Source organism: Winogradskyella sp. UBA3174 (genome assembly GCF_002364335.1).
Taxonomy (GTDB): domain Bacteria; phylum Bacteroidota; class Bacteroidia; order Flavobacteriales; family Flavobacteriaceae; genus Winogradskyella.
The window spans coordinates 31,120-54,174 of the sequence record NZ_DEXW01000080.1 but is presented as its reverse complement, the minus strand read 5'-3'; the positions used below and the strand labels follow the sequence as shown (position 1 = coordinate 54,174).

At 32.2% G+C, this 23,055-nt stretch carries 28 protein-coding genes and 1 tRNA gene; 24 read left to right on the top strand and 5 right to left on the bottom strand.

Annotated features, from left to right (window positions below):
* The first annotated feature begins 108 nt into the window (after positions 1-108).
* From B2U95_RS15330 to B2U95_RS15260, 15 genes are all read left to right on the top strand, one after another.
* On the top strand, positions 109-1,530 hold the full coding sequence (locus tag B2U95_RS15330; protein WP_296317836.1) for an SDR family oxidoreductase: 1,422 nt from the start codon (positions 109-111) through the stop codon (positions 1,528-1,530).
* The gene (locus tag B2U95_RS15325; RefSeq protein ID WP_296317695.1) at positions 1,531-1,680 is read left to right on the top strand and encodes a DUF2256 domain-containing protein; all 150 of its coding nucleotides are present in this window, start codon (positions 1,531-1,533) and stop codon (positions 1,678-1,680) included.
* Complete coding sequence (locus B2U95_RS15320) at positions 1,650-2,957, top strand: DASH family cryptochrome (RefSeq protein ID WP_296317694.1); 1,308 nt, start codon at positions 1,650-1,652, stop codon at positions 2,955-2,957. The genes B2U95_RS15325 and B2U95_RS15320 overlap by 31 nt, the downstream gene beginning before the upstream one ends.
* Positions 2,958-2,960: 3 nt before the next feature.
* Positions 2,961-4,430, top strand: coding sequence for a cryptochrome/photolyase family protein (locus B2U95_RS15315; RefSeq protein WP_296317692.1), 1,470 nt, complete (start codon positions 2,961-2,963; stop codon positions 4,428-4,430).
* Between the two features lies 1 nt (position 4,431).
* On the top strand, positions 4,432-5,922 hold the full coding sequence (locus B2U95_RS15310; RefSeq protein WP_296317690.1) for a cryptochrome/deoxyribodipyrimidine photo-lyase family protein: 1,491 nt from the start codon (positions 4,432-4,434) through the stop codon (positions 5,920-5,922).
* 102 nt (positions 5,923-6,024) lie between these two features.
* Entirely contained in the window at positions 6,025-6,456 is a 432-nt protein-coding gene (locus tag B2U95_RS15305; protein WP_296317688.1) for a hypothetical protein, read from the top strand.
* Positions 6,453-6,725 carry a TIGR03643 family protein gene (locus B2U95_RS15300; RefSeq protein WP_296317686.1) on the top strand — a complete coding sequence of 91 codons (273 nt, stop codon included), beginning with the start codon at positions 6,453-6,455 and terminating at the stop codon, positions 6,723-6,725. Before B2U95_RS15305 ends, B2U95_RS15300 begins: the two co-directional genes overlap by 4 nt.
* A 55-nt stretch (positions 6,726-6,780) precedes the next feature.
* Complete coding sequence (gene folE / locus B2U95_RS15295; protein ID WP_296317684.1) at positions 6,781-7,473, top strand: GTP cyclohydrolase I FolE; 693 nt, start codon at positions 6,781-6,783, stop codon at positions 7,471-7,473.
* Between the two features lie 3 nt (positions 7,474-7,476).
* The gene (locus B2U95_RS15290; protein WP_296317683.1) at positions 7,477-7,704 is read left to right on the top strand and encodes a hypothetical protein; all 228 of its coding nucleotides are present in this window, start codon (positions 7,477-7,479) and stop codon (positions 7,702-7,704) included.
* 4 nt (positions 7,705-7,708) lie between these two features.
* Positions 7,709-8,395: an SDR family NAD(P)-dependent oxidoreductase gene (locus B2U95_RS15285; RefSeq protein WP_296317682.1), complete on the top strand. Its 687-nt coding sequence runs from the start codon at positions 7,709-7,711 to the stop codon at positions 8,393-8,395.
* Between the two features lie 3 nt (positions 8,396-8,398).
* Positions 8,399-8,938 (top strand): glutathione peroxidase, encoded by a 540-nt coding sequence (locus B2U95_RS15280; protein WP_296317680.1) that lies wholly within the window; start codon positions 8,399-8,401, stop codon positions 8,936-8,938.
* A 6-nt stretch (positions 8,939-8,944) separates the two neighbouring features.
* A complete protein-coding gene (locus tag B2U95_RS15275) occupies positions 8,945-9,115 on the top strand; it encodes a Lacal_2735 family protein (protein WP_296317678.1) in 171 nt (56 codons plus the stop codon).
* Between the two features lies 1 nt (position 9,116).
* On the top strand, positions 9,117-9,587 hold the full coding sequence (locus B2U95_RS15270; RefSeq protein ID WP_296317676.1) for a TspO/MBR family protein: 471 nt from the start codon (positions 9,117-9,119) through the stop codon (positions 9,585-9,587).
* A complete protein-coding gene (locus tag B2U95_RS15265) occupies positions 9,584-10,045 on the top strand; it encodes an SRPBCC family protein (RefSeq protein ID WP_296317674.1) in 462 nt (153 codons plus the stop codon). The genes B2U95_RS15270 and B2U95_RS15265 overlap by 4 nt, the downstream gene beginning before the upstream one ends.
* Positions 10,046-10,089: 44 nt before the next feature.
* A complete protein-coding gene (locus tag B2U95_RS15260; RefSeq protein WP_296317673.1) occupies positions 10,090-11,394 on the top strand; it encodes a cryptochrome/photolyase family protein in 1,305 nt (434 codons plus the stop codon).
* Between the two features lie 569 nt (positions 11,395-11,963).
* On the opposite strand, the gene murA is transcribed toward B2U95_RS15260, so the two are convergent.
* From murA to B2U95_RS15245, 3 genes are all read right to left on the bottom strand, one after another.
* Positions 11,964-13,280: a UDP-N-acetylglucosamine 1-carboxyvinyltransferase gene (murA, locus tag B2U95_RS15255; protein ID WP_296317671.1), complete on the bottom strand. Its 1,317-nt coding sequence runs from the start codon at positions 13,278-13,280 to the stop codon at positions 11,964-11,966.
* 6 nt (positions 13,281-13,286) lie between these two features.
* The gene (locus tag B2U95_RS15250; RefSeq protein ID WP_296317669.1) at positions 13,287-13,955 is read right to left on the bottom strand and encodes a DUF4290 domain-containing protein; all 669 of its coding nucleotides are present in this window, start codon (positions 13,953-13,955) and stop codon (positions 13,287-13,289) included.
* Between the two features lie 93 nt (positions 13,956-14,048).
* Positions 14,049-14,342, bottom strand: coding sequence for a DUF493 family protein (locus B2U95_RS15245; protein ID WP_296317667.1), 294 nt, complete (start codon positions 14,340-14,342; stop codon positions 14,049-14,051).
* Between the two features lie 91 nt (positions 14,343-14,433).
* On the opposite strand from B2U95_RS15245, the gene B2U95_RS15240 reads away from it, so the two are divergent.
* From B2U95_RS15240 to B2U95_RS15220, 5 genes are all read left to right on the top strand, one after another.
* Positions 14,434-14,976, top strand: coding sequence for an ATP-binding protein (locus tag B2U95_RS15240; RefSeq protein WP_296317666.1), 543 nt, complete (start codon positions 14,434-14,436; stop codon positions 14,974-14,976).
* Positions 14,976-16,871: a RecQ family ATP-dependent DNA helicase gene (locus tag B2U95_RS15235; protein ID WP_296317664.1), complete on the top strand. Its 1,896-nt coding sequence runs from the start codon at positions 14,976-14,978 to the stop codon at positions 16,869-16,871. The genes B2U95_RS15240 and B2U95_RS15235 overlap by 1 nt, the downstream gene beginning before the upstream one ends.
* On the top strand, positions 16,868-17,827 hold the full coding sequence (fmt, locus tag B2U95_RS15230; protein ID WP_296317661.1) for a methionyl-tRNA formyltransferase: 960 nt from the start codon (positions 16,868-16,870) through the stop codon (positions 17,825-17,827). The genes B2U95_RS15235 and fmt overlap by 4 nt, the downstream gene beginning before the upstream one ends.
* 197 nt (positions 17,828-18,024) lie before the next feature.
* Entirely contained in the window at positions 18,025-18,297 is a 273-nt protein-coding gene (locus B2U95_RS15225; protein WP_296317659.1) for an HU family DNA-binding protein, read from the top strand.
* A gap of 129 nt (positions 18,298-18,426) precedes the next feature.
* Positions 18,427-18,981 (top strand): YqgE/AlgH family protein, encoded by a 555-nt coding sequence (locus B2U95_RS15220; RefSeq protein ID WP_296317657.1) that lies wholly within the window; start codon positions 18,427-18,429, stop codon positions 18,979-18,981.
* Here B2U95_RS15220 and B2U95_RS15215 read toward each other — a convergent pair.
* Positions 18,972-19,829, bottom strand: a complete 858-nt coding sequence (locus tag B2U95_RS15215) for an aminotransferase class IV (protein WP_296317654.1) — start codon at positions 19,827-19,829, stop codon at positions 18,972-18,974. The two genes, B2U95_RS15220 and B2U95_RS15215, sit on opposite strands and share 10 nt — an antisense overlap.
* A gap of 65 nt (positions 19,830-19,894) precedes the next feature.
* Complete coding sequence (locus B2U95_RS15210; protein WP_296317652.1) at positions 19,895-20,287, bottom strand: START-like domain-containing protein; 393 nt, start codon at positions 20,285-20,287, stop codon at positions 19,895-19,897.
* Positions 20,288-20,417: 130 nt separating this feature from the next.
* Here B2U95_RS15210 and B2U95_RS15205 point away from each other — a divergent pair.
* The 4 genes from B2U95_RS15205 (at position 20,418) to B2U95_RS15190 (ending at position 23,027) form a co-directional block, all read left to right on the top strand.
* A tRNA-Met gene (locus tag B2U95_RS15205) sits at positions 20,418-20,491 on the top strand.
* 55 nt (positions 20,492-20,546) lie between these two features.
* Positions 20,547-21,845: a tyrosine-type recombinase/integrase gene (locus B2U95_RS15200; protein ID WP_296317650.1), complete on the top strand. Its 1,299-nt coding sequence runs from the start codon at positions 20,547-20,549 to the stop codon at positions 21,843-21,845.
* A gap of 8 nt (positions 21,846-21,853) precedes the next feature.
* Positions 21,854-22,549 carry a hypothetical protein gene (locus tag B2U95_RS15195; protein ID WP_296317648.1) on the top strand — a complete coding sequence of 232 codons (696 nt, stop codon included), beginning with the start codon at positions 21,854-21,856 and terminating at the stop codon, positions 22,547-22,549.
* 49 nt (positions 22,550-22,598) lie between these two features.
* Entirely contained in the window at positions 22,599-23,027 is a 429-nt protein-coding gene (locus tag B2U95_RS15190; RefSeq protein WP_296317647.1) for a hypothetical protein, read from the top strand.
* The last annotated feature ends 28 nt before the right edge of the window (positions 23,028-23,055 follow it).

Genomic DNA, 23,055 nt, shown 5'->3' with positions numbered 1-23,055 from the left:
GGGTGAATAAAATGTCGAGAGTAATTTGATTTATAGCATAATTCTTGATATACTTCTCAATGAATTAAACAACTCGAATAGATGAGTTTAAGAAACCCAACATTAGATATGAAAATTCTCATAACAGGCACTACAGGTTACATTGCTAAACGACTAGCACTTCAATTACTCGAAGATAATCACAAATTGATTTGCTGTGTTCGTGATATGAGTAGAATTCCCGATGAAATTGAAGAGCATCCAAATTGTACATTTATAAAAGTTGATTTTCTAGAGCCAGAACTAGCTCAAATACCAAATGATATAGATGCTGCATACTACCTAATTCATTCCATGGCTACATCTTCTAATGATTTTGAAACATTAGAAGAAAAATGTGCCTCTAATTTTAAAGCACTCGTTTCTAAAACGAAGTGTAAACAAGTCATTTATTTGAGTGGAATTGTTAATGACAAATCATTATCAAAACATCTAAAATCCAGATTACAGGTAGAAAACACACTGAAATCTGAAGCCTATGCGCTAACCACATTTAGAGCAGGAATTATTGTTGGAAGTGGTAGTGCGTCTTTTGAAATTATTAGAGATATTGTAGAAAAGTTACCTGCCATGGTAACGCCAAGGTGGCTAAACACCAAAACACAGCCATTGAGCATTAGAGATGTACTCACCTATCTCTCTAGTGCACTTTGTAAAGAAGAGCTTTATAATAAAGCTTACGATATATTTGGACCAGAAATATTAACCTACAAGGAAATGCTTTTGCAATTTGCAGAGGTACGCGGCCTTAAAAGACGCATTTTTACTTTGCCTTTTCTCAGTCCAAAATTATCCTCGTATTGGTTATATTTTGTAACATCCACATCTTTTCAACTCGCTTCTGCATTAGTAGATAGCATGACTGTAGAAGTCATAGGAAGACCAAGTGATATTAACGATCACATCTCAATTGAACCTATGACATATAAAACGGCTGTGGACTTGGCATTTCAAAAAATAGAGCAAAATTCTGTAATCTCAAGCTGGAAAGATGCTGTGAGTAGTGGTGTTTTTAACGATCAATTATCTAAACATATAGAACTTCCGCAATTTGGCTGTTTTAAAGATGTAAGACATAGAATTGTTACAGACGAAGATTATACGCTTGATCGTATTTGGGGTATCGGTGGAAGAAACGGTTGGTACAGTTTTAATCGTCTTTGGAAAATCAGAGGCTACATGGATAAACTATTTGGTGGCGTGGGTTTAAGACGCGGAAGAACACACGATACGTATCTAGAAGCAGGAGATCCGCTAGACTTTTGGCGTGTTCTCTTAGCAGATAAAAAAGAAAAGCGTTTACTGCTATTTGCAGAAATGAAACTACCAGGTGAAGCATGGTTAGAATTCAAAATTGTAAAAGATAAGTTGTACCAACGTGCTGTCTTTAGACCAAAAGGTGTTTGGGGCCGATTATACTGGTATTCAGTATTACCATTTCATGCCTTTGTATTTAATGGTATGATAAACGCGTTAGTAGAAAAAGAATAAATGAAGGGTGTTAAAAAAAACAATTTACCTGAAAAAACATGTCTTGTTTGTAATCGTCCATTTGCTTGGAGAAAAAAATGGGAAAAAAATTGGGATAACGTAAAATACTGTAGTGAAAAATGCAAGAGAAACAAAATAAAACAAACCTAGTATGGTTTAGAAATGATTTAAGAATCACTGATAATACTGTTTTATCAGAAGCCTATAAAAATGGGAATAAAGTTATTGGGGTTTATTGTTTTGACCCGAAGTATTTTGAAGTTAATAAACATGGCTTTAAGATCACAGAGAAGTATAGGGCAAAATTTTTGATTGAAACTATTCAAAATCTAAAACAACAGCTCGACCATTTAAACATCGATTTACTGGTTTACAATGATCTACCGGAAACTATTATTCCGCAAATCTGTGAAGCCTATAACACTTCTGATATTTACCTACAAAATGACTGGACAAAAGACGAAGTTGCTACCGAAGACGCGGTAAAACAAAAAACTAAAGCTATTAATTTTCATTCTATCTACAACCAACTTTTATATCATCCTGATGATATAAATTTTGAAATAAAGAAAATACCACAAGTCTTTACCGTTTTCAGAAAGAAGTTAGAAAAGTATGTTGCTATTCGTGAAGAGACTATTAATGAAGTCTTACCATCGTCTAACCGAATTGAAAACAATACAGAAATCCCAACACTTCAAGTTTTAGGTTTAGAAGATTTTGAAATGCATCCGCATTCAGCTTTTCCATTTAAAGGTGGTGAAACTGAAGCTTTAAAACGTTTAGATGATTATTTTTTTACTACTAAAAAACTAGGCTTTTATAAAAAAACCAGAAATGGATTGATAGGAATAGATTACAGTTCTAAGTTCTCATCTTGGTTAGCAAATGGCTCCATTTCAGCACGAACAATTTATTGGAAAGTAAAACAATTTGAAGATGAGCATTTTAAAAACGAATCTACATACTGGTTGATATTTGAACTCATTTGGCGTGATTACTTTAAATATGTTTCGCTAAAACATGGGAGTAAAATTTTTAAACTCGAAGGTATTTTAGGCAAAGATTACGAATGGGGCACCAACAAAAATCAAATTAAAAAATGGATTAATGGAGAAACGCAGTCCGACTTTGTAAATGCTAATATGATAGAATTAAAACAAACAGGTTGGATGAGTAATAGAGGACGACAAAACGTTGCCTCCTATTTTGCCAAAGAATTAAAATTAGATTGGCGGATTGGTGCCGCATATTTTGAATCGCTTCTCATAGATTATGATGTGCACAGCAACTATGGTAATTGGATGTATGTCGCTGGTGTTGGCAATGACCCAAGAGACAGAAAATTTAATGTACAATTACAAGCGGAACGTTACGATACAAATGGAAAATTTAGAAAACTATGGTTACAACCTAATCTATTTTAATTTATGAAAGAAGCAGTTCTCATATTCCCACATCAACTATTTAAAAACGCACCTATTTTAGATACTAATTGCACTATCTATTTAGTAGAGGAATATCTATTTTTCAAGCATTATAAATTCCACAAACAAAAAATAGCATTTCATCGTGCAACAATGAAATCTTACGAAACCTATTTAAAATCTAAAGGTAAAACAGTTCATTATATTGAAGCTATAACAGAACTTTCAGACGTACGAAATTTAATCCCAATGCTTATTGAAGAAGGGATTAAAACGCTTCATATTACTGACCCAACAGATAATTGGCTTCAAAAACACATAAATTCAGTTTCAAAAAACCTAGACATTAAAGGGTATAATAATTCGTTATTCATAAACACAAAAGAAGAGTTAAGTTCGTTCTTCAAACCAACAAAAAAGAAATTTTTTCAAACGTCTTTTTACAAAAACCAGCGGAAAGAGCGTGACATTTTAATGATAAACGGTGAACCTGAGGGTGGTAAATTAACTTACGATAGCGATAACAGGAAAAAATACCCAAAAGGCAAAATACCGCCACAAATTCAGTTTCCTGATAAAACAGATTACCATAAAGAGGCTGAAGATTATGTGAATACACATTTTGATAATCATTACGGTCAGCTCACCGAATTTGCGCTCTACCCAATTGATAACAAAACATCTGAAGAGTGGTTTCAACAATTTTTAGAAGTTCGATTTTACGAGTTCGGTGTCTATGAAGATGCGATTGTACGCCAAGAAAATTACTTGAATCACAGTATTTTATCACCGTTAATTAATGTAGGATTACTGCATCCTAAAGATGTCATTGACAAAGCAATTGATTATGCGATTAAAAACGATATTCCGCTAAACTCAACAGAAGGATTTGTGAGACAAATATTAGGTTGGCGCGAGTTTATACGAGGAGTCTATGAAGTAAAAGGTACTGAAGAGCGTACTAAAAACTTTTGGAAATTCTCACGTAAAATTCCTGCATCATTCTATGATGGTTCAACAGGTATACAACCTATTGATGATGTTATTAAAAAAGTATTAAAAACAGGATATGCACATCACATAGAACGACTTATGATATTAGGTAACTTTATGGTACTATGTGAATTTGATCCAGATGATGTTTACCAATGGTTTATGGAACTATTCATCGATGCTTACGATTGGGTAATGGTACCAAATGTATATGGAATGAGTTTATATGCAGATGGTGGATTAATGTCTACGAAACCTTATATAAGCGGTAGTAATTACATTATGAAAATGAGTGATTACAAAAAAGACGATTGGCAACCAATTTGGGATGGTTTGTTTTGGACGTTTATGGATAAACATCGTGAATTCTTTTTAAGCAATCCAAGACTTGGTATGTTAATTAGGACATTCGACAAAATGAAACAAGAAACTAAAGAAAGACACTTTAAAAATGCAGAGCTCTTTTTAGAGCAACTATAATATGGCAGAAAAAGAACATATAAACGTCGTTTGGTTAAAACGTGATTTGAGACTTATAGATAGTGAGGCTATTGCTAATGCATTAAAAACAGGTAAACGAGTGCTTCTACTATATGTGTTTGAGCACATCCTTCTCAATGATGACCATTACAATGAGCGACATTTTAATTTTATAAAAGAATCTATACAAGACGTTAATAACCAACTTATACCTTTTAATTCTAAGATTTTAACAGTAACAAGCGATATTACAAGTGCTTTTAATCAACTTCAAGAATTTTATAAGATAGATACTATTTACTCTCATTTCGAAACTGGTCTATTAATAACATATACTAGAGATAAGGAATTTAAACGCTACTGCAGAAATAATTTTATTCAATGGATCGAAAATAAAAACAACGGTATTGAACGTGGTTTAACAAACAGAGCCGATTGGTTTGAAAATTGGGAAGCATATATGTCTAAAAATATAGAAGTCTTTCAACCAAAAGAAAATCAGTTGCTAGCACTAGAAGCTATTGAGACTTTAGAAAACGTCTTTAATATTACAGATTTAGTAACACCAAAAGATGCACGTTTTCAAAAAGGCGGAAGTACTACAGGATGGAAATATGCAGATTCCTTTTTTAATAACCGTCATAAGGACTACATGTTTAACATTTCTAAGCCAGAAGCCTCTCGTAGCAGTTGTAGTAGAATTTCACCATATATAGCGTGGGGAAATATTTCTATTAGACAAGTATTTCAAAAAGGACAAGCAATTAAGGTAGCTAGTAAAGATAAAAAGCACATTGGAGCATTTTTATCACGATTGCGTTGGCAAGCTCATTTTATTCAGAAATTTGAAATGGAACACACCATGGAAGAAGCCAGCGTTAATAGAGGTTACCATAAACTAAAAAAAAGCATCTCACAAGACTATCAGCAAGCTTGGTTTGAAGGTAAAACCGGATTCCCTTTAGTAGATGCTAGTATGCGTTGTCTTATTGAGACCGGTTACGTTAATTTTAGAATGCGTGCCATGTTGGCATCTTTCTTTACCCATATTTTATGGCAACCATGGCAGGCAGCAACAAAACATTTATCACAACAATTCTTAGATTTCGAACCTGGTATACATTTTCCACAATTACAAATGGCAGCCGGCGAAACTGGTATAAATAACATAAGAATCTATAACCCTACAACCAATAGTTTAAAACACGATCCTGATGCTGTATTTATTAAAAAATGGGTACCAGAATTAGCTAAGCTAGATACACCTTTTATACATGAGCCTTATCTTATGACTGAAATGGAGGAAACGTTTTACAGTTTTAAACTTGGTGAAGATTATCCTTCACCTATAGTTGATATTATAGAAAATCGTAAACGTGCTAGCGATATTCTTTGGAATATGAGGAATGATACTGACGTTCTACGTGAAAGTTTTAGAATCTTAAAACGACATACTATAAGTGAGAGAAATCGCCTTTTAAGAAACGAGTAATAAATTCATTCGTAGACTATAGTTATTATAAGTCTAATTAAGTGTTAATTTTTGTTTAACATTAACTGTAAAAGGTTAAACATTTTGTATCTTTGAATTATTATGATAATAAATACAACACATCACAATTCTGAACACAAACAAATCATTACTGACCTTATTGGCAGTCCTTTTAGTTTGGTACAGAAATTGAAACTAGGTGGAATAGGTTCTAAGCGCATGATTGTTGACGATGTTAGCCCAAATATGAAGTCAATGATGAATTTAGTATCAGACACCAATTATGCTAATATAGAAATACGACCAAAAGGTATTTTGATAATGATAAATAAAGGATTAAAAAACTTTACGTGGATTATCCCTTACTATCAATTGGTATTGTATAAAACAAATGGTACTAGTATACATGCTCAAGGTCGATTTGTACATTTTAGAGATAGTAAAACCTTTAGAGAGAATAAAAAATTCTTTGATAAGTTACTCGATGAGAAAGTAAAGTATGATATTGAATTTGCAATGCCAAGTGAATTATGATTTTAGAGCTAAAACACATAGATCGTATTATAGAAATGGCTTGGGAAGACAGAACGCCGTTTGATGCTATAACCTTTCAGTTTGAATTAAAAGAACAGGAAGTGATAACATTAATGCGACGCGAATTGAAACCACGTAGCTTCAGGTTATGGAGAGCACGCGTTCAAGGTAGAGCAACAAAACATAGTAAAAAAAGAAATTTTGAGGAAGGTAGATTTAAATGCTCTCGTCAAAGAACAATATCAAACAACTCTATATCAAAACGATAATTAGTGCTTTGATTTAAGTCTGGAGTTCTTAAAAACAGCACATTAAAAAGATTCTATGAAAACAGAAACAATTACAAAAACAAACGGTGAACATTTTAATGGGTTCACTTCTGACGATATTGGTGACGATCACTTATTTACAAGTCTTGAAACACCAATGAAAGCTAATGCTTTTCAAATGTCTAACGACGAAAAGAAAAAACGAATATCTATATTATTTTCAGAAATAATGGATGTCCTAGGTTTAGATTTAACTGATGACTCTCTAAAAGGCACTCCAAACCGGGTAGCCAAAATGTATATAGAAGAAATTTTTTCTGGATTGGACCCTGCAAATAAGCCTAAAGTAGCTATGTTTGAAAATAAATATCAATATAATCAAATGTTGGTAGAGAAAAATATTACCTTTTACTCGAATTGTGAGCATCATTTTGTGCCAATCATTGGTAAGGCACATATTGCCTATAAGTCTTCTGGAAAAGTTATCGGACTTTCAAAATTAAATCGAATCGTTCAGTATTATGCCAAACGACCTCAAGTACAAGAGCGTTTAACAAATCAAATTGCAAACGAATTAAGAACGGTATTGGAGACTGATGATGTTGCTGTAATTATTGATGCGAAACACTTATGTGTCTCTTCAAGAGGTGTAAAAGATGATACATCTGCTACGGTAACTACGTATTATGGTGGTGAGTTTAATACATCTGATAAAATTTCAGAATTACAAAATTATTTAAATAATTAAGCTATGAAAACAGTAGAAAAAGCTCTAGAATTTGAAAACAGAAAGTTTTCATTCAAAACAACTAGTGACAGAATTTTAGCTGCTAGAGAAGCAAAAGATTTAATATTAGAAGTCAACGAATTATATAAAAAACAGAAAGATGCTAAACTTATGGATTTAATGAAGCGTCTAACAGTGATTAAACAAAAAATTGAAAAACGCTTAAAGGGAAGACCTTTAACGGCATCTTAATTATATGAAGAGATTAATAATTATTGGAGGAAGTAAAGGTATAGGCAATGCAATTGTTACATCTTTACTTTCTTCTTATGATGAAATTGTAAACATCAGTAGAACAGAACCAGATCAACAATATAGTAATTTAAAACACTATAATTGCGATATAAAAAATGATGACCTACCAGACATTGATACTGCTGATGCTTTGATATATTGCCCAGGAAGTATTAATCTAAAGCCAATAAACAGATTAAGTTTAGATGATTTTAGAAATGATTTTGAAATTAATGTATTAGGAGCAGTTAAGGCAATACAAAAATATTTACCTGCTTTAAAAAACGGCACAAATCCGTCTATACTATTATTTAGTACAGTAGCAGCTAAGCTAGGCATGCCATTTCATGCAAGTGTTGCAGCCTCAAAATCTGCAGTAGAAGGTTTAACAAAATCCTTGGGAGCTGAGTTAGCACCTAATATTAGAGTTAATGCCATTGCACCAACAGTAACTAATACCGGCTTAGCAGCAAAACTGTTGCGTAATGAAAGAATGATTGAAAACATGAATGAACGCCATCCTCTAAAAAAATATCTACAACCAGAAGAAGTAGCAGATATGGCCGCTTTTTTAATTTCTAATAAAGCAGCATCACTTTCGGGTCAAATTTTTGAAATGGATTGTGGAATTGTAAGCTTTAAATTATAATATATGAACCCTTTAAAAGCCTTTTTAGGAACCATAACAACAACCGATAAAGATGTTGTTAAAAAAGCATCACGGTCTATTTACGATATAACAATACACAGTTTACAGAATAAGACTATAAACTTATCGGAATTTAAAGGAAAAAAACTGTTGTTTGTAAACGTAGCATCCAAATGTGGTTTTACACCTCAATATAAAGAGTTACAGCAATTACAGGATACTTACAAGGATAACCTTGTCATTATTGGTGTGCCTTGCAATCAATTTGGTAAACAAGAACCTGGTAGCTCAGATGAAATTCAAGAATTTTGTAAAATTAATTATGGTGTTTCTTTTTTAATAACTGAAAAAATTGATGTCAAAGGAAGTAATCAGCACCAATTATACAAGTGGCTTACAAAAAAAGTCATCAATGGTAAGCAAAATTCTACTGTAAAGTGGAATTTTCAAAAATACTTAGTAGATGAAAATGGCGAATTTTTAGACTACTTCTACTCTATTACTAAACCAATGAGTTCAAAAATCACCTCAAATCTTAAATAAACTAGAATGTTCGGACTATTTAAAAAAACATCAGAATTAGATAAACTTCAAAAGGAATACGAAAAACTAATGGCTGATTGGCATAAACTCTCTACTACAAATAGATCTGAGAGCGATAAAAAATATGCTGAAGCTCAAAAAATAATTGAGCAAATAGAGATTTTAAAACAAAAGTAACTTGAAAAAGGTTTACCTTTTTGTACTCTTCTTAATTATTAATTTCGGTGGTTTAGCTATCGGAAACATGTTTATGGGAGATGCAATCTCAGAATCATGGTACACAGATTTAAATAAAGCTCCTTGGACACCACTTGGTTGGGTTTTTGGTGCTGCATGGACATTAATAATGTTATGCTTCTCTTGGTATCTTGCTGAACTTTTTGCAGTAAGAGAAAAAACTAAGCTTTGGATTTTATATGCCTTTCAGGTTTTATTAAATGTAAGTTGGAATTGGGTGTTTTTCAATCAAAAAATGGTAACCGTAGGTCTTGTTGTATTAGTTTTATTAACCTTAATTATTGTTTACTTTTTTATAACATTTAGAAACGATAGACTCAGAAACGCAAAGTATTTGCTCATCCCTTATATTACTTGGCTTTTAATAGCTACTTCTCTAAATGCATATATCTTAACAAATAACCAAATATGAAGATTTATACGTTGCACCAAAAGCAAAAATTACCTATTAATTTAGATACTGCTTGGGAGTTTCTTTGTAATCCTGCCAACTTATCAAAACTAACTCCTTCTGCCATGAACATGAATATCATATCTGGTGCAGATAGACCTATGTATGCTGGTCAAATCTTACAATATAGCGTCACTCCTTTAGCTGGTATAAAAACAAAATGGGTGAGTGAAATAACTCAATATGAAGATAAAAAATATTTCGTAGACATTCAGCTTTATGGGCCATACGCATTATGGCATCATAAACATTTTGTTCATGTAATTGATGGTGGTGTGGAAATGGAAGATATCATCGACTATAAAGTCCCTTTGGGAATTTTTGGACAATTAATGCATCCTGTTTTAGTGAAACCTAAACTTGAACAAGTCTTTAATTACAGAACTCAACAATTAGAAGCGATTTTTGGTAAGTATTAATTTATAACCTTAATACAGTACTTTCTTAGATCTAAAATTTTATAATGAAGAAAAAAATAAACATCTTTTGGTTCAGAAGAGATCTTAGATTAGACGACAATAGAGGATTTTATGAAGCTCTCAAATCAGATTCTTCAGTCTTACCAGTTTTTATTTTCGATTCAGAAATCCTGGACGAACTTCCAAAAAACGATTCGCGTGTCACTTTTATTCATGAGACACTTCAGTATATAAGCAAAACTCTTCGCGAGGGTTACAATAGTAGTATTGCCTTATTTCATGGAAAGCCAAAAGACATTTACAAAAAGTTGATTGAAAATTACAATATTGATACTGTATACACTAATCATGATTATGAGCCATATGCAACAGAACGCGATACTGAAATAAAATCTTTTTTAACAGCACATAACATCGAATTCAAGACCTATAAAGATCAAGTTATTTTTGAAAAAAGTGAGGTCGTAAAAAAAGATGGTGATCCCTATAAGGTTTATACACCTTATATGCGTACTTGGAAAGAAAAGTTTAAAACTATTGATTTCAAAAGCTACCAGACAGACGTTTATTTCAAAAACCTTATTCAAGATATCGATTTACCCAATTTGAGTTTAGCAGACATAGGGTTCGAAAAATCCAATCAACCCATTGCTCCTTATGAAGTCACACCAGATTTAATTCAACGCTACGAAGAGACTCGGAATTACCCAGCTAAAGACTCTACATCTAGATTAGGGCCTCACTTGCGTTTTGGTACTGTAAGTGTGCGTAAAATGGTTGAAAAAGCTATAGCAGAAACCAATGAGATTTTTTGGCAAGAACTCATTTGGCGGGAATTTTTTATGCAAATCTTATGGCATTTTCCACATACAGCAAAAGCAGCTTTCAAACCAAAATATGATAGAATTGAATGGAGAAATAATGAAAATGAATTTAAACAATGGTGTGAAGGTCAAACAGGTTATCCTTTAGTAGATGCTGGCATGCGTCAATTAAATGAAACTGGTTTTATGCATAATCGCATACGCATGTTAGTTGGTAGTTTTCTTTGTAAACATTTACTAATTGATTGGCGATGGGGAGAGGCTTACTTCGCTGAGAAGTTACACGATTACGATATGTCTAGTAATATTGGTAATTGGCAATGGGTTGCAGGAACAGGTGTAGATGCCGCTCCTTATTTCAGGATTTTTAATCCCACCTCACAAATTTTAAAGTTTGATAAAAACTTAGACTATATAAAAAAATGGGCTCCAGATTTTCAAGAACTTACGTATCCACAGCCAATGGTAGATCATAAAATGGCACGAGAACGCTGTTTGGCAACTTACAAGTCTGCGCTAAATTAAAACTTAAGTAGCTTTTTATGCTTTTATTGAATATTTACACAATAAATTAATATTAAGTACGTTACCTATACTAAGACGTGTAACGTCTGAACAGAATAACTATTTCGATAAACAATTTTTAAAAGCTCTGACTAGTCTTCAGGGCTTTTTTTTTATAAAAAAACAATAAGCTTATATTAGCTAAAAACAGCGCGAGAAAGATTTTACTATAATTTAAAAGATATATCTCTTCTGTAATTATTCCAAAGCCATTTATATCTCTAACAAAATTATATAATCGTCAGTTTGCAAATTCGTAAACCCATTCTCAGATTTTGGAGAATACTAACTAAAGGGTACTCATAGTCTCCAAAACCTGAAACGTCTATAGATAAAGAGTTAGCATTAATATAGTCACTGTAGACTTCTTTACTGCCAAAATGGAAGAAGTTTGTGTCTATGAAGTAAAAGACTTAAAAATTGCAAGTGAGCACTATTTTTATTCAATAAAATAAAATTTCAGTCCGTTAATAACTAAAAAGCTTCAAGATTAAACTTGAAGCTTTTTTTTTATCTATTATTTTAGATATCTAGTTGCCTTCGGTACGCTCAATTTTAGCTCCAATAGCCCTTAAACGTTCATCTATATTTTCGTAGCCACGATCTATTTGTTCAATATTATGAATTATAGATGTTCCTTTCGCAGATAATGCAGCAATAAGTAACGATACACCAGCTCTAATATCTGGCGATGTCATTGTTGTAGCTTTTAAAGTTGATTTAAAATCATGACCTATAATGGTCGCTCTATGCGGATCACAAAGAATAATCTTTGCTCCCATATCTATCAATTTATCAACAAAGAATAAACGGCTTTCAAACATTTTTTGGTGAACAACCGCACTACCTCTTGCTTGGGTTAGTACCGTTAGAATAATACTCAATAAATCTGGAGTAAACCCAGGCCAAGGAGCATCTGATATAGTTAATATAGAGCCATCAATATAATTCTGAACTTCGTAACCATCTTTATGTGCTGGTATATGTATATCATCACCTTGACGCTCTACGGTAATTCCAATTTTTCTAAACACATTAGGAATTTGACCTAAATCATCCCAACTTACATTAGTAATTGTGAGTTCACTTTTAGTCATTGCTGCCAAACCAATCCAACTACCAATTTCAATCATATCTGGTAACATTCTATGATCAGTGCCGCCAAGAACATCTACACCTTCTATAGTTAACATGTTAGAACCAACACCAGAGATTTTAGCTCCCATTCGATTTAACATTTTACAGAGTTGTTGTAAATAAGGCTCACAAGCAGCATTATAAATTGTAGTAGTGCCTTCTGCTAAAACAGCTGCCATTACGATATTGGCAGTACCAGTTACAGAAGCTTCATCTAAGAGCATGTAAGTACCTTTTAATCTATCAGCCTCTACTCCGTAAAATAAATCTTCTTTGTTGTAGCGAAATTTTGCACCAAGATTAATAAATCCTTCAAAGTGAGTATCTAAACGACGACGGCCTATTTTATCACCACCTGGCTTAGGAATATAACCTCTACCGAAACGTGCTAATAAAGGACCTACAATCATAATAGAACCTCTTAAGCCTTTTCCATCTTGTTTAAATTCTTCAGACTCTAAATAGTCTAAATTTACTTCATCTGCTTTAAATGTGTAAGACCCCTTACCTACTTTATTGATTTTTACTCCTAGCTTTTTTAGTAAAGCAATGAGTTTATTAACATCAATAATATCTGGAATGTTATCTATTTTAATTTCTTCTGCAGTTAAGAGCACTGCACACAAAATTTGTAAAGCTTCGTTTTTTGCTCCTTGAGGCTGAATTTTACCTTTTAATTGGTGGCCGCCTTCTATTTTAAATGTTCCCATACGTTTCTAGTAACGTTTTCTATTATTGGAATATTTTTTCTTATTCAAATTATTATTCTTTTTATTTGAATTGCTTTTACTATTAGTATTGCCATACTTAGTTTTAGTTCGCATCAAACTTGTAGAATCACTTAATTTTTCATCACTGCTTTTAAGGTCTAGTTTACCACTTGAAAGTTCAAATAAGTGATTAAAAATCACATCATCTTCTACAGTGTCCTTATTCCAATTAAGGAAACACTTTTTCATATGGTTCGCAATTGTAAATTTTAAAGCTTCTTTCAAGTCTCCTTCTTCCCAGCTAACAGCTACGTCTATCATTGTCTTTATGTTATTACCATAAAAGCGATATTTAGGATGGTTTTGCGGATATTCTAAAGTCTCAGGTCTTGCTTGTATTTCTTCTTTTGAAGGCATACCGTATGGAGAATCTGCATCTATGTCAAAATCTGCCATAATAAAGAACTGATCCCATAACTTATGCTGAAAATCTGGTACATCTCTTAGATGTGGTTGTAGATTTCCCATTACGGAAATTATAGCTTTTGAAACTTTATTTCGTTCTTCTTTCGTTTCGCGGGTCTTAGCATGGTTAATCATCTTTTGCAGATGACGTCCGTACTCTGGTATAATTAAATGTTCGCGTTCTGTGTTGTATTCTAAATCGTCAATCAAAATCGTCAAAATGTGTAGTAAATAATTTTTAACCCGTAGTATATATAGGTTTTGCTGCAAAGTACAAAAAATTACCAAGCACAAACCTATTTTTTACAGGGAAATTACACCTTCTATATTTTTAGCTACTTCCTTATATTTTGCAATTACTGCTTCTGGGTTTTTAAGCCTCACATTTATGGAAACACTTGTATATTTTCCTTTCTTAGATTCGTTAGTCTTTATAACAGCACCTAAATCATTAAACAAACCTTTAATAGCTTTTACTCCTTCTCCTTCTGTAAGAACAATAAACTTGTACAAATATTCAGCAGGCCAAAGGGTTGTATCGTATAATTGTGATTTTAGTTTTTCGTAAAATTCTTCTGTTTTTTCTGAATTATTCATTGTAAAATTTTTCGATTGTAAAGATACATTTAACTTTACATTTTTCTGTCTAATTTTTTATCACGAATTTTACCGCAAAAATATTGCCAATTTGAATACAAAAAAAGTCGTTATAGCTGGTGGCCCAGGTACCGGAAAAACATCCATTATTGCTCATTTGAAATCACTTGAGTATACATGCTATGATGAAATTTCTAGGCAAGTTACCCTCCAAGCAAGAAAAGATGGTATTGAACAGTTGTTTTTAACTGAACCTCTATTATTTAGCGAGAAATTATTGGAAGGTAGAAAACAACAATTCTTGGATGCAGAAAAAGAAACCAAAAACGTTGTTTTTTTAGACAGAGGTTTGCCTGATGTATTGGCGTATATGGATTATATTGGTGACACCTATCCCAAACATTTTATAACGACTTGCGATACACATCAATACGATTATATTTTTATATTAGAACCTTGGCAAGAGATTTTTACTAGCGATAGTGAGCGCTATGAAAGTTTTGAAGAAGCTATTAAGATACATCATCATTTACTTAATACCTACAAACGTTTTGGTTATAAACTTATAGATGTACCCTTCGGAAGTATCGAAAATAGGACGGATTTTATTCTAGACCTCTTAAATTTACAGTAATGCATCCGATAGAAATTTTAGAGCGATACTGGAATCACACGTCATTTAGACCATTACAAGAAGAAATCATTACTTCTGTTTTAGAAAATGAGGACACATTTGCTTTATTACCTACTGGAGGAGGTAAATCTGTTTGTTTTCAAATTCCTGCATTAATTAAAGACGGAATATGTATCGTTGTTTCTCCATTAATTGCTTTAATGAAAGACCAAGTAAATACCTTAAAACAAAAAGGTATAAAAGCTATAGCCTTAACCTCTGGTTTATCTTATAAAGATTTAGATACGCAATTAGATAATTGTATTTATGGAAATTATAAGTTTCTATACTTATCACCCGAACGCTTACAGCAACCTTTAGTGCAAGAGCGCATTCAGCAAATGAAAGTAAATTTAATTGCTATTGATGAAGCACATTGTATTAGCCAATGGGGAAATGATTTTAGACCTGCTTATAAAAATATAAATACGTTAAGAGAACTGCATCCTCATACCAATTGCATTGCTCTAACTGCTACGGCTAAGCACAATGTGGTTGCTGATATCATAACTAATCTCGATTTTATAAATCCAAAAATTTATAAAGCATCATTTGGAAGACCCAATATTGCTTACGGTGTTTTACATACCGACGATAAGTTATTTCAACTAGAATATATTTTAAACAGGTACAAAGGATCTTCAATAATTTATGTGAGAAATAGAAGAGCTACAACCAATATTCATAATTATTTAGAATCTAAAGGTTTTGCCTCTACCTACTACCATGGTGGTATTACTAACAAAGAAAAGCAAGAACGTTTACAACAATGGACTAATGACCAAAAGCCCATAATGATTGCTACTACTGCTTTTGGGATGGGAATTGATAAGGCTAATGTAAAAACAGTAATTCATTATAATTTACCAGAAAGTTTAGAAAGTTATTATCAGGAAGCAGGCAGAGCTGGCAGAAATGGTGAACTTGCACATGCTATTGTTTTAAAACAGCGTATTGATGAGGATCATCTTCGAAACCAATTTTTAGCAACACTTCCGTCAATCGATTTTTTGAAGGTGGTATATAATAAGCTCTGTAATTATTTTCAAATCTCTTATGGTGAAGGCGAAAACAGTACACATCAATTCGATTTTAAATCATTTTGCAGTAATTATAATCTAAGTGCAAGTATGACGTATAATGCATTACTGTTACTAGATAGAAATGCTATAATAACCCTAACACAACACTTTAATTTTAGAACTAAGGTTCAGTTTGTAATTTCTAATGCCGCATTGTTTCAATATTTAGAAACGCATATAGACCTCAATGTGCTTGTTAAAGTTTTACTACGTACTTATGGTGGGATTTTTGACTACGAAACCAAAGTAAATTTAAGTTTGGTGATTCAGAAATCGAATTTTTCAGAAAAACAAGTTATAGAAAAATTACAATATTTAGAGAAGGATGGCATTATTAGCCTTCAGATGGCGAATACGGATTCTGAAATTACTTTTTTGAAACCACGAGAAGATGATATTACTATAAATCCTATTGCAAAAATAATAGAACAACAACACCAATTAAAACACGACCAGATTGAAGCTGTTTTAAGTTATACCAAAAACGACACCGAATGCAGAAGTCAACAATTACTCAAGTATTTTGGTGAGCGAACCAAAGCTAAATGTGGAATCTGTTCGGTTTGTGAAAAAGGAAAATTTATTAAAAATGATACTTTAAATTTAAGTATTTCAAGTAAAATACTAAGTGCATTACAGAATGAAGATTTATCTTCGCGACAGTTAATACAAACTATTTTGTGTTCTGAGCAACAGCTTCTAAAAAGTTTATCTGAACTCATGGAAACTAAAAAAATTAAAATAACACTAGCAAATACTTACAAACTTTTATGACAACAAAACGTAACATAAGAATTGTGTTTATGGGCACACCAGACTTTGCTGTAGGCACATTAAAAGCACTTATTGACAATGATTATAATGTTGTTGGCGTTATTACTGCCCCAGATCGTCCTGCTGGTCGTGGTCAAAAGTTAAGAGCTTCTGCTGTAAAACAATTTGCTTTAGAACATAATTTAAGCGTTTTACAACCTAAGAATTTAAAAGCTGATACTTTTATTGAAGAACTTGAAGCTTTAAATGCCAATCTTCAAATTGTGGTAGCCTTTAGAATGTTACCTAAGGTTATTTGGCAAATGCCAGACTATGGCACATTTAATCTACACGCTTCTTTATTACCTCAATACAGAGGAGCTGCACCGATTCATTGGGCAATAATTAATGGTGAGACAAAGACAGGTGCAACAACCTTTTTTATTGATGAAAAAATAGATACTGGTGCAATATTACTAAGTGATACTGTTAATATAGGTAATACAACCACTGTAGGCGAACTGCATGACGATTTAATGCATCTAGGAAGTAAACTCGTAATAAGTACGGTAAAATTAATAGAGACTAATACAGCTACTACAGAGATACAATCTACGGCCGAAGATTTAAAAACGGCTTATAAACTCAACAGGGATAATTGCAAAATAGAGTGGTCTGCTTCTCTAGAGGTTATCTATAATAAAATCCGTGGCTTAAATCCATTTCCTGCCGCTTGGTGTTATTTAGATAATAATGAAGAAGAGCTTCTTTCTGTAAAGTTATATGCTGTAGAGAAAATAAATGAGAAACACAATTATGACTTTGGACACATTTCTGCAACGAAAAATCAGTTGCTTGTAGCCTGTGATGGAGGGTATATTGATATTAAAGAAATTCAACTTCCAGGAAAGCGTAAAATGGAAGTAAAATCACTTTTAAATGGGTTCCAATTTTCTAAAACTGCAAAACTTCTCTAAACCCTTGATACCATTGGTTTAGCAAAAAATCCGATAAAATGCATCTCTTTATTAACAAATGCAATGACTTATCAACAAAATCGCCTATTTCCCTTGCTATTACTTGCGTAGATGAATATTCCTAATAATTTTGTGTAAGGATTTTTAATTAACACTATTTAAAAGTCTATATTTTTAACAATTTAAAATTAATATTTATGAACAAAACAGATTTGATCAACGGTATGGCAGAAAATGCTGGAATTACAAAAGCAGCTGCTAAGAAAGCATTAGACTCTTTATTAGTTGATATCGAAGGATCTTTACAAAAAGGAAACAGAGTATCTCTAGTAGGATTTGGTTCTTGGTCAGTTTCTAGAAGAGCTGCAAGAGATGGAAGAAACCCACAAACTGGAAAAACTATCAAAATTAAAGCTAAAAATGTAGTAAAATTTAAGGCAGGTTCTGACTTAAGTGGTGCAGTAAACTAAAACATTTTTTGTTTAAAATACAGAGCCTGCTCATTGAGTAGGCTTTTTTTTGTTCTAATTTCAAAGGCTTTTGTTGCTTAATTGCTAAAAATACTCTAGATTTAAGAGTACTTAAAGCTTAATAAAAAAATGACCAAACCCGAAAAAGGTAATTTATTAATTGCCGAACCATCCATTATTGGTGATTTATCATTCAACCGTGCTGTGATACTATTAGCCGATCATAATGCTTTAGGATCTGTTGGTTTTATTTTAAACAAACCTCTTGAATATAATCTTAAAGACCTTGTTGAAGGTACTGAGTCGGATTTCACTGTATACAATGGTGGACCAGTAGATCAAGACAATCTTTACTTTATACATAAGTCACCGGACTTAATACCAAATAGTGTAGAAATATCTAATGGTATTTTTTGGGGAGGTGATTTTAACGTCGTACTAAATTTAATAAATGATTATAAAATAGCTCAAACTGACATTCGCTTCTTTTTAGGCTATTCTGGTTGGGATGAGCAACAATTAGACAACGAATTAAAATCGAATGCTTGGTTAGTATCCGAAAACATATATGATAACGAGATTATAGCGAAACCTTGTAATTCGTTTTGGCGCGAAAAGATGATAGAGCTTGGTGGTGACTATTGCATTTGGTCTAATGCACCAGAGAATCCTAGTTATAATTGAGCCAAACGTAACTTCGCATTTAATTTACCTACCAAACGCTTAGCAAAATCAGTTCCATACGTTTTTTTACGATACTGTGTGATAGGAACGATACCCTTAATTACATTAGTAATAAATAATTCATCTGCTTTTTGAAGTTCAAAAGGACTTATAGACGTTTCCTCAATAAATAAATTTACGTCCTTAGATAAAACTTCTAAAACTTGCTTTCGCATAACACCTTTTAAACAACCGTCTTCTAATGGAGCCGTTTTAATTTTATCCCCTTTAACTAAAAACAAATTTCCATTGAGCGCTTCTATAACACTTTTGTTAGTATTTAAAACTAAGCAGTTATCTAAATCATTTTCCTTAGCATAGATACTTCCTATTACTTGTAAGGCTTTATTATTAGATTTTAAGCCAGATAATAAACCTGGCGCCATAAAGTAGTCTTTATATAAATCTACAACATAGTTAGCATTAGCATCAATAACATAAAATGGATTGCTATTGGATTCTGCAATAATGCTGAAAGAAACATCTGCAGTATCAGAAGGTAAATATTTACCACCCTCTCCTCTATCTACATTTAAGCGCACGCGTGCAGCTGATTTTAGTAAGCTATTAGATTCAATTGTTTTTAAGATTTCTGCTTCAAGAAATTCCATAGTGAAGCTCATGGGAATCTTCATTCGCAGTATACGCATCGATGCCATTAATCTAAAGTAGTGGTCTTCCCAGAAGAAAATCTTACCATTTACAACTTTTAAAGTTTCAAAAAGTGCGTCACCGTATTTGTAACCTCTATTCTCAGAAGTGATTTTAGAATCGTCTTGAGCAACTAAAGTTCCATTAAAATTTACCATAAAAATGTCTCGACTTATTTAAAATTAAATCGAGACAAAGATATATATAGATTAGTTAGTTACACTTATCGAGAGCCCAAAACTTGCTTTAAGCTAGAAATTTGATTATCCCATAACATTTTAGCTTCTTCTATCTCATCTTCTTCTGCAAAGTCAGTTATCATTAGAGCCACATCTTTTGTTATTTCATCTACTTGAATTCTAATTTCAAAAAAGTAAGAAGCACCATCTTCATCATCTTCAAGCCATCTATACTTTACCCGCTCACCATTTTTCTTAGTTAATAATTTTGCTTGCTCTTCTGAGCCATCCCAAATAAAAGTAAATAATTCTCCACGAGAATTTACATTATCGGCGAACCACTCTGACAAGCCTGAAGGTGTTGATATATATGTATATATTAATCCCGGAGATGCTTGTATAACAAACTCCATTTCATATTTTACTTTATCGTCCATAACTGCATAATATTATGTGCTCAATATATACAATTATACAATAATTAGGAACTTTAAATTAAAAATTATTTTTTTAGAATGTTATGTTTGTTGTCGTAGAATTTGTTTCTATATTTGCAGCCGAAATAATGGCGAGGTAGCTCAGTTGGTTAGAGCGTCGGATTCATAACTCGGAGGTCACGAGTTCAATTCTCGTTCTCGCTACAAATACTTAAGTTGTTCAAATTCAACGGTTTAGTTCACTCTAAACCGTTTTTTTATGAATACCATTTATGAATTGATTACCTTCGATGTTGAAAATGAACACGATTTGGAACACGATTTGGAACACAAAACAAAATTTTCAATACCAACTATTTTTGATGCTAAGGGTGATATTAGCCAACGTTGGTATGTCTACTACTCATTCCGAGACCCTGAGACAGGGAAGCTAAAACGTATGAAAAACATCTATGGCAAAGCCAATAGATACAAAACAAAAGCAGAACGCTACGCGGCACTTAGTCTTTATAAAAAGCGTCTTTTACGATTTTTAAGAGAAGGCTACGACCCTTTTGAGGATAATACGGAGTTCCATCAGACTAAATTAAATGAGACGAAAAAGCTAAAGCCAAAAATTATTGAACCTTTAGTAGAAAAACCAAAAGCGGTTAAAAAAGAAAAAGCAATAACGATTAAAGTCACTTTTGAGAGAGCTTTAGAACTAAAAACTAACGTAATTGGTGAGAAATCTTTAGAAGACTATGGTAGTAGACTTCGTGGTTTAGAGGCATGGCTAAAAACAAACCATAAAAAAATAAAAAATATTAATCAACTCAATAAAAAAATTATTGTTGAATTTTTAAATGGTGTTCAACTAAGAAGCTCTGCAAGAAACCGAAACAATTATAGAACAGTTTTTAGTAGCATTTTTCAGGTTTTAGAGGATAATGAAATTATTGAAAAGAACTATATTAAACTCATAAGCGGTTTAAAAACAAAACCTACACGGCACAAAACGTATACGGACAAAGAACAAAAGGCAATTTTTAAGCACCTAGAGACTAATGATCCACATTTGTTACTCTACATAAAATTTATGGCTTATAGCTTTACAAGACCTATTGAAGTATGCAGACTTAAAGTAAAAGATGTAAATATAGTGGACAAAACAATTCAGTTTAAAGCGAAGAACAAAGCTTTAAAAACAAAAATCCTACCTGCAATATTACTTAAAGAATTACCTGATTTATCTCAACTCAATAAAGAAGATTTTTTATTTAGTGCAAAACATATAGGAGGCGAATGGAAAACAAATTTACTAAACCGAAGAGATCATTTTAGTAAACGGTTTAAAACCGTAAAAGATGAGCTTGGTTTTAACGATAACTATGGTCTTTATAGTTTTAGACATACATTTATTACAAAAGTTTACAGGGCACTAGTAAAAGAGTCCTCCCCTTTTGAAGCTAAAAGTAAATTAATGCAAATCACAGGACATTCTACAATGACAGCACTAGAAAGGTATCTTAGAGATATTGATGTAGAGTTGCCTGAGGATTATTCAAATCTATTATAAGAAAATATATGGCATTACGTAATGACATGCAGGTTTTAATTAAATCAATAAGGCAACCCATACTGTTCTTTTTACCAAGACAAGTATTTGAAGAAGTTACCAAAAAAGATTTAACTAATTTGGAAAAACTTGGATTATTAAACACACTATTTATTACCAATAGTATGGGTGAAAGTAAACCTATTATTCATTGTACCGAATTACTCCAAATCTTAGAAAAACCAAAAATATTTAAATCGAATGTGTTTGAATTATTAGAACTAAGAAATACCCTAGATAAGTCAGCTTTTCATTATTTGATAGATGACTATTTTAAAGAATTAAGCACATGGATAAGAACTACGGATATTATCTGTGAAGAAGCTAAGAATCATGTTATAAATTTTCAACCAGAAATGCAAGGATATTTAAAATTGCAATATGATACATTAATAGACCACCAAATTGAATTGAAAAGGCATTTTGGTAAATGGAAATCGCATTTTGAGTTTAGACGTCTTTTAAATTTTAACGATAAAAACTTCGACAAAGTTGTTACATCAATAAAAGATTCCACACCTATTAAACTGTTAGAAACTAAGAATAAAAAGGTTAAACCTGTTAACGTTAAACCAAAAAGCATACCTATTAGCGAAATTGAAGCTGATCAATACATATTAAAATCTATTTTTAATGTTGATTTCACCAAAATAAACATAAAATAACGTTGTTTTTTCATAATTTAGCGTAAAACAAACGTTTATTTTACGCTAAATGAAAGAATTAGAATCTTATATCTGTAAATACTGCATTAAAGAGTTTGAACCAAAAAGACGACGTGTGCAAAAATATTGCAGTGATACTTGTCGCTCTAAAGCCTTTCATGCTAGAAAAACAAATAAAGAATTAACGACTAAGTCTAATGACATCGGAATTCCTAATAACCAGCCTACTCCACCAAGTCAAAAAATGTCTACCGCAGGAGTTGGAAACGTTGTTGCTGGTGTATTGGCAATAAATGCAGCTAAAGCTATATTTACTAAAGAACACAATAAACCTGCTACCAAAGGTGATTTAAAAGCTTTGTCTGAAAAATTACAAGGACGTTATCATTTAGTAAAAAATTTACAACAGAATTCACATGGTCAACTTCCTTATTTTGATTTAGAAATGAATATTGTTGTTTATTTAAAAGTGAATTAAATATAACTTTTGATAAACGTTAATATTA

Coding starts and splice junctions, on each gene's coding strand:
- B2U95_RS15330 (WP_296317836.1), top strand. CDS start 109: ATGAAAATTCTCATAACAGGCACTACAGGTTACATTGCTAAACGACTA.
- B2U95_RS15325 (WP_296317695.1), top strand. CDS start 1,531: ATGAAGGGTGTTAAAAAAAACAATTTACCTGAAAAAACATGTCTTGTT.
- B2U95_RS15320 (WP_296317694.1), top strand. CDS start 1,650: ATGCAAGAGAAACAAAATAAAACAAACCTAGTATGGTTTAGAAATGAT.
- B2U95_RS15315 (WP_296317692.1), top strand. CDS start 2,961: ATGAAAGAAGCAGTTCTCATATTCCCACATCAACTATTTAAAAACGCA.
- B2U95_RS15310 (WP_296317690.1), top strand. CDS start 4,432: ATGGCAGAAAAAGAACATATAAACGTCGTTTGGTTAAAACGTGATTTG.
- B2U95_RS15305 (WP_296317688.1), top strand. CDS start 6,025: ATGATAATAAATACAACACATCACAATTCTGAACACAAACAAATCATT.
- B2U95_RS15300 (WP_296317686.1), top strand. CDS start 6,453: ATGATTTTAGAGCTAAAACACATAGATCGTATTATAGAAATGGCTTGG.
- folE (WP_296317684.1), top strand. CDS start 6,781: ATGAAAACAGAAACAATTACAAAAACAAACGGTGAACATTTTAATGGG.
- B2U95_RS15290 (WP_296317683.1), top strand. CDS start 7,477: ATGAAAACAGTAGAAAAAGCTCTAGAATTTGAAAACAGAAAGTTTTCA.
- B2U95_RS15285 (WP_296317682.1), top strand. CDS start 7,709: ATGAAGAGATTAATAATTATTGGAGGAAGTAAAGGTATAGGCAATGCA.
- B2U95_RS15280 (WP_296317680.1), top strand. CDS start 8,399: ATGAACCCTTTAAAAGCCTTTTTAGGAACCATAACAACAACCGATAAA.
- B2U95_RS15275 (WP_296317678.1), top strand. CDS start 8,945: ATGTTCGGACTATTTAAAAAAACATCAGAATTAGATAAACTTCAAAAG.
- B2U95_RS15265 (WP_296317674.1), top strand. CDS start 9,584: ATGAAGATTTATACGTTGCACCAAAAGCAAAAATTACCTATTAATTTA.
- B2U95_RS15260 (WP_296317673.1), top strand. CDS start 10,090: ATGAAGAAAAAAATAAACATCTTTTGGTTCAGAAGAGATCTTAGATTA.
- murA (WP_296317671.1), bottom strand. CDS start 13,280: ATGGGAACATTTAAAATAGAAGGCGGCCACCAATTAAAAGGTAAAATT.
- B2U95_RS15245 (WP_296317667.1), bottom strand. CDS start 14,342: ATGAATAATTCAGAAAAAACAGAAGAATTTTACGAAAAACTAAAATCA.
- B2U95_RS15235 (WP_296317664.1), top strand. CDS start 14,976: ATGCATCCGATAGAAATTTTAGAGCGATACTGGAATCACACGTCATTT.
- fmt (WP_296317661.1), top strand. CDS start 16,868: ATGACAACAAAACGTAACATAAGAATTGTGTTTATGGGCACACCAGAC.
- B2U95_RS15225 (WP_296317659.1), top strand. CDS start 18,025: ATGAACAAAACAGATTTGATCAACGGTATGGCAGAAAATGCTGGAATT.
- B2U95_RS15220 (WP_296317657.1), top strand. CDS start 18,427: ATGACCAAACCCGAAAAAGGTAATTTATTAATTGCCGAACCATCCATT.
- B2U95_RS15215 (WP_296317654.1), bottom strand. CDS start 19,829: ATGGTAAATTTTAATGGAACTTTAGTTGCTCAAGACGATTCTAAAATC.
- B2U95_RS15210 (WP_296317652.1), bottom strand. CDS start 20,287: ATGGACGATAAAGTAAAATATGAAATGGAGTTTGTTATACAAGCATCT.
- B2U95_RS15200 (WP_296317650.1), top strand. CDS start 20,547: ATGAATACCATTTATGAATTGATTACCTTCGATGTTGAAAATGAACAC.
- B2U95_RS15195 (WP_296317648.1), top strand. CDS start 21,854: ATGGCATTACGTAATGACATGCAGGTTTTAATTAAATCAATAAGGCAA.
- B2U95_RS15190 (WP_296317647.1), top strand. CDS start 22,599: ATGAAAGAATTAGAATCTTATATCTGTAAATACTGCATTAAAGAGTTT.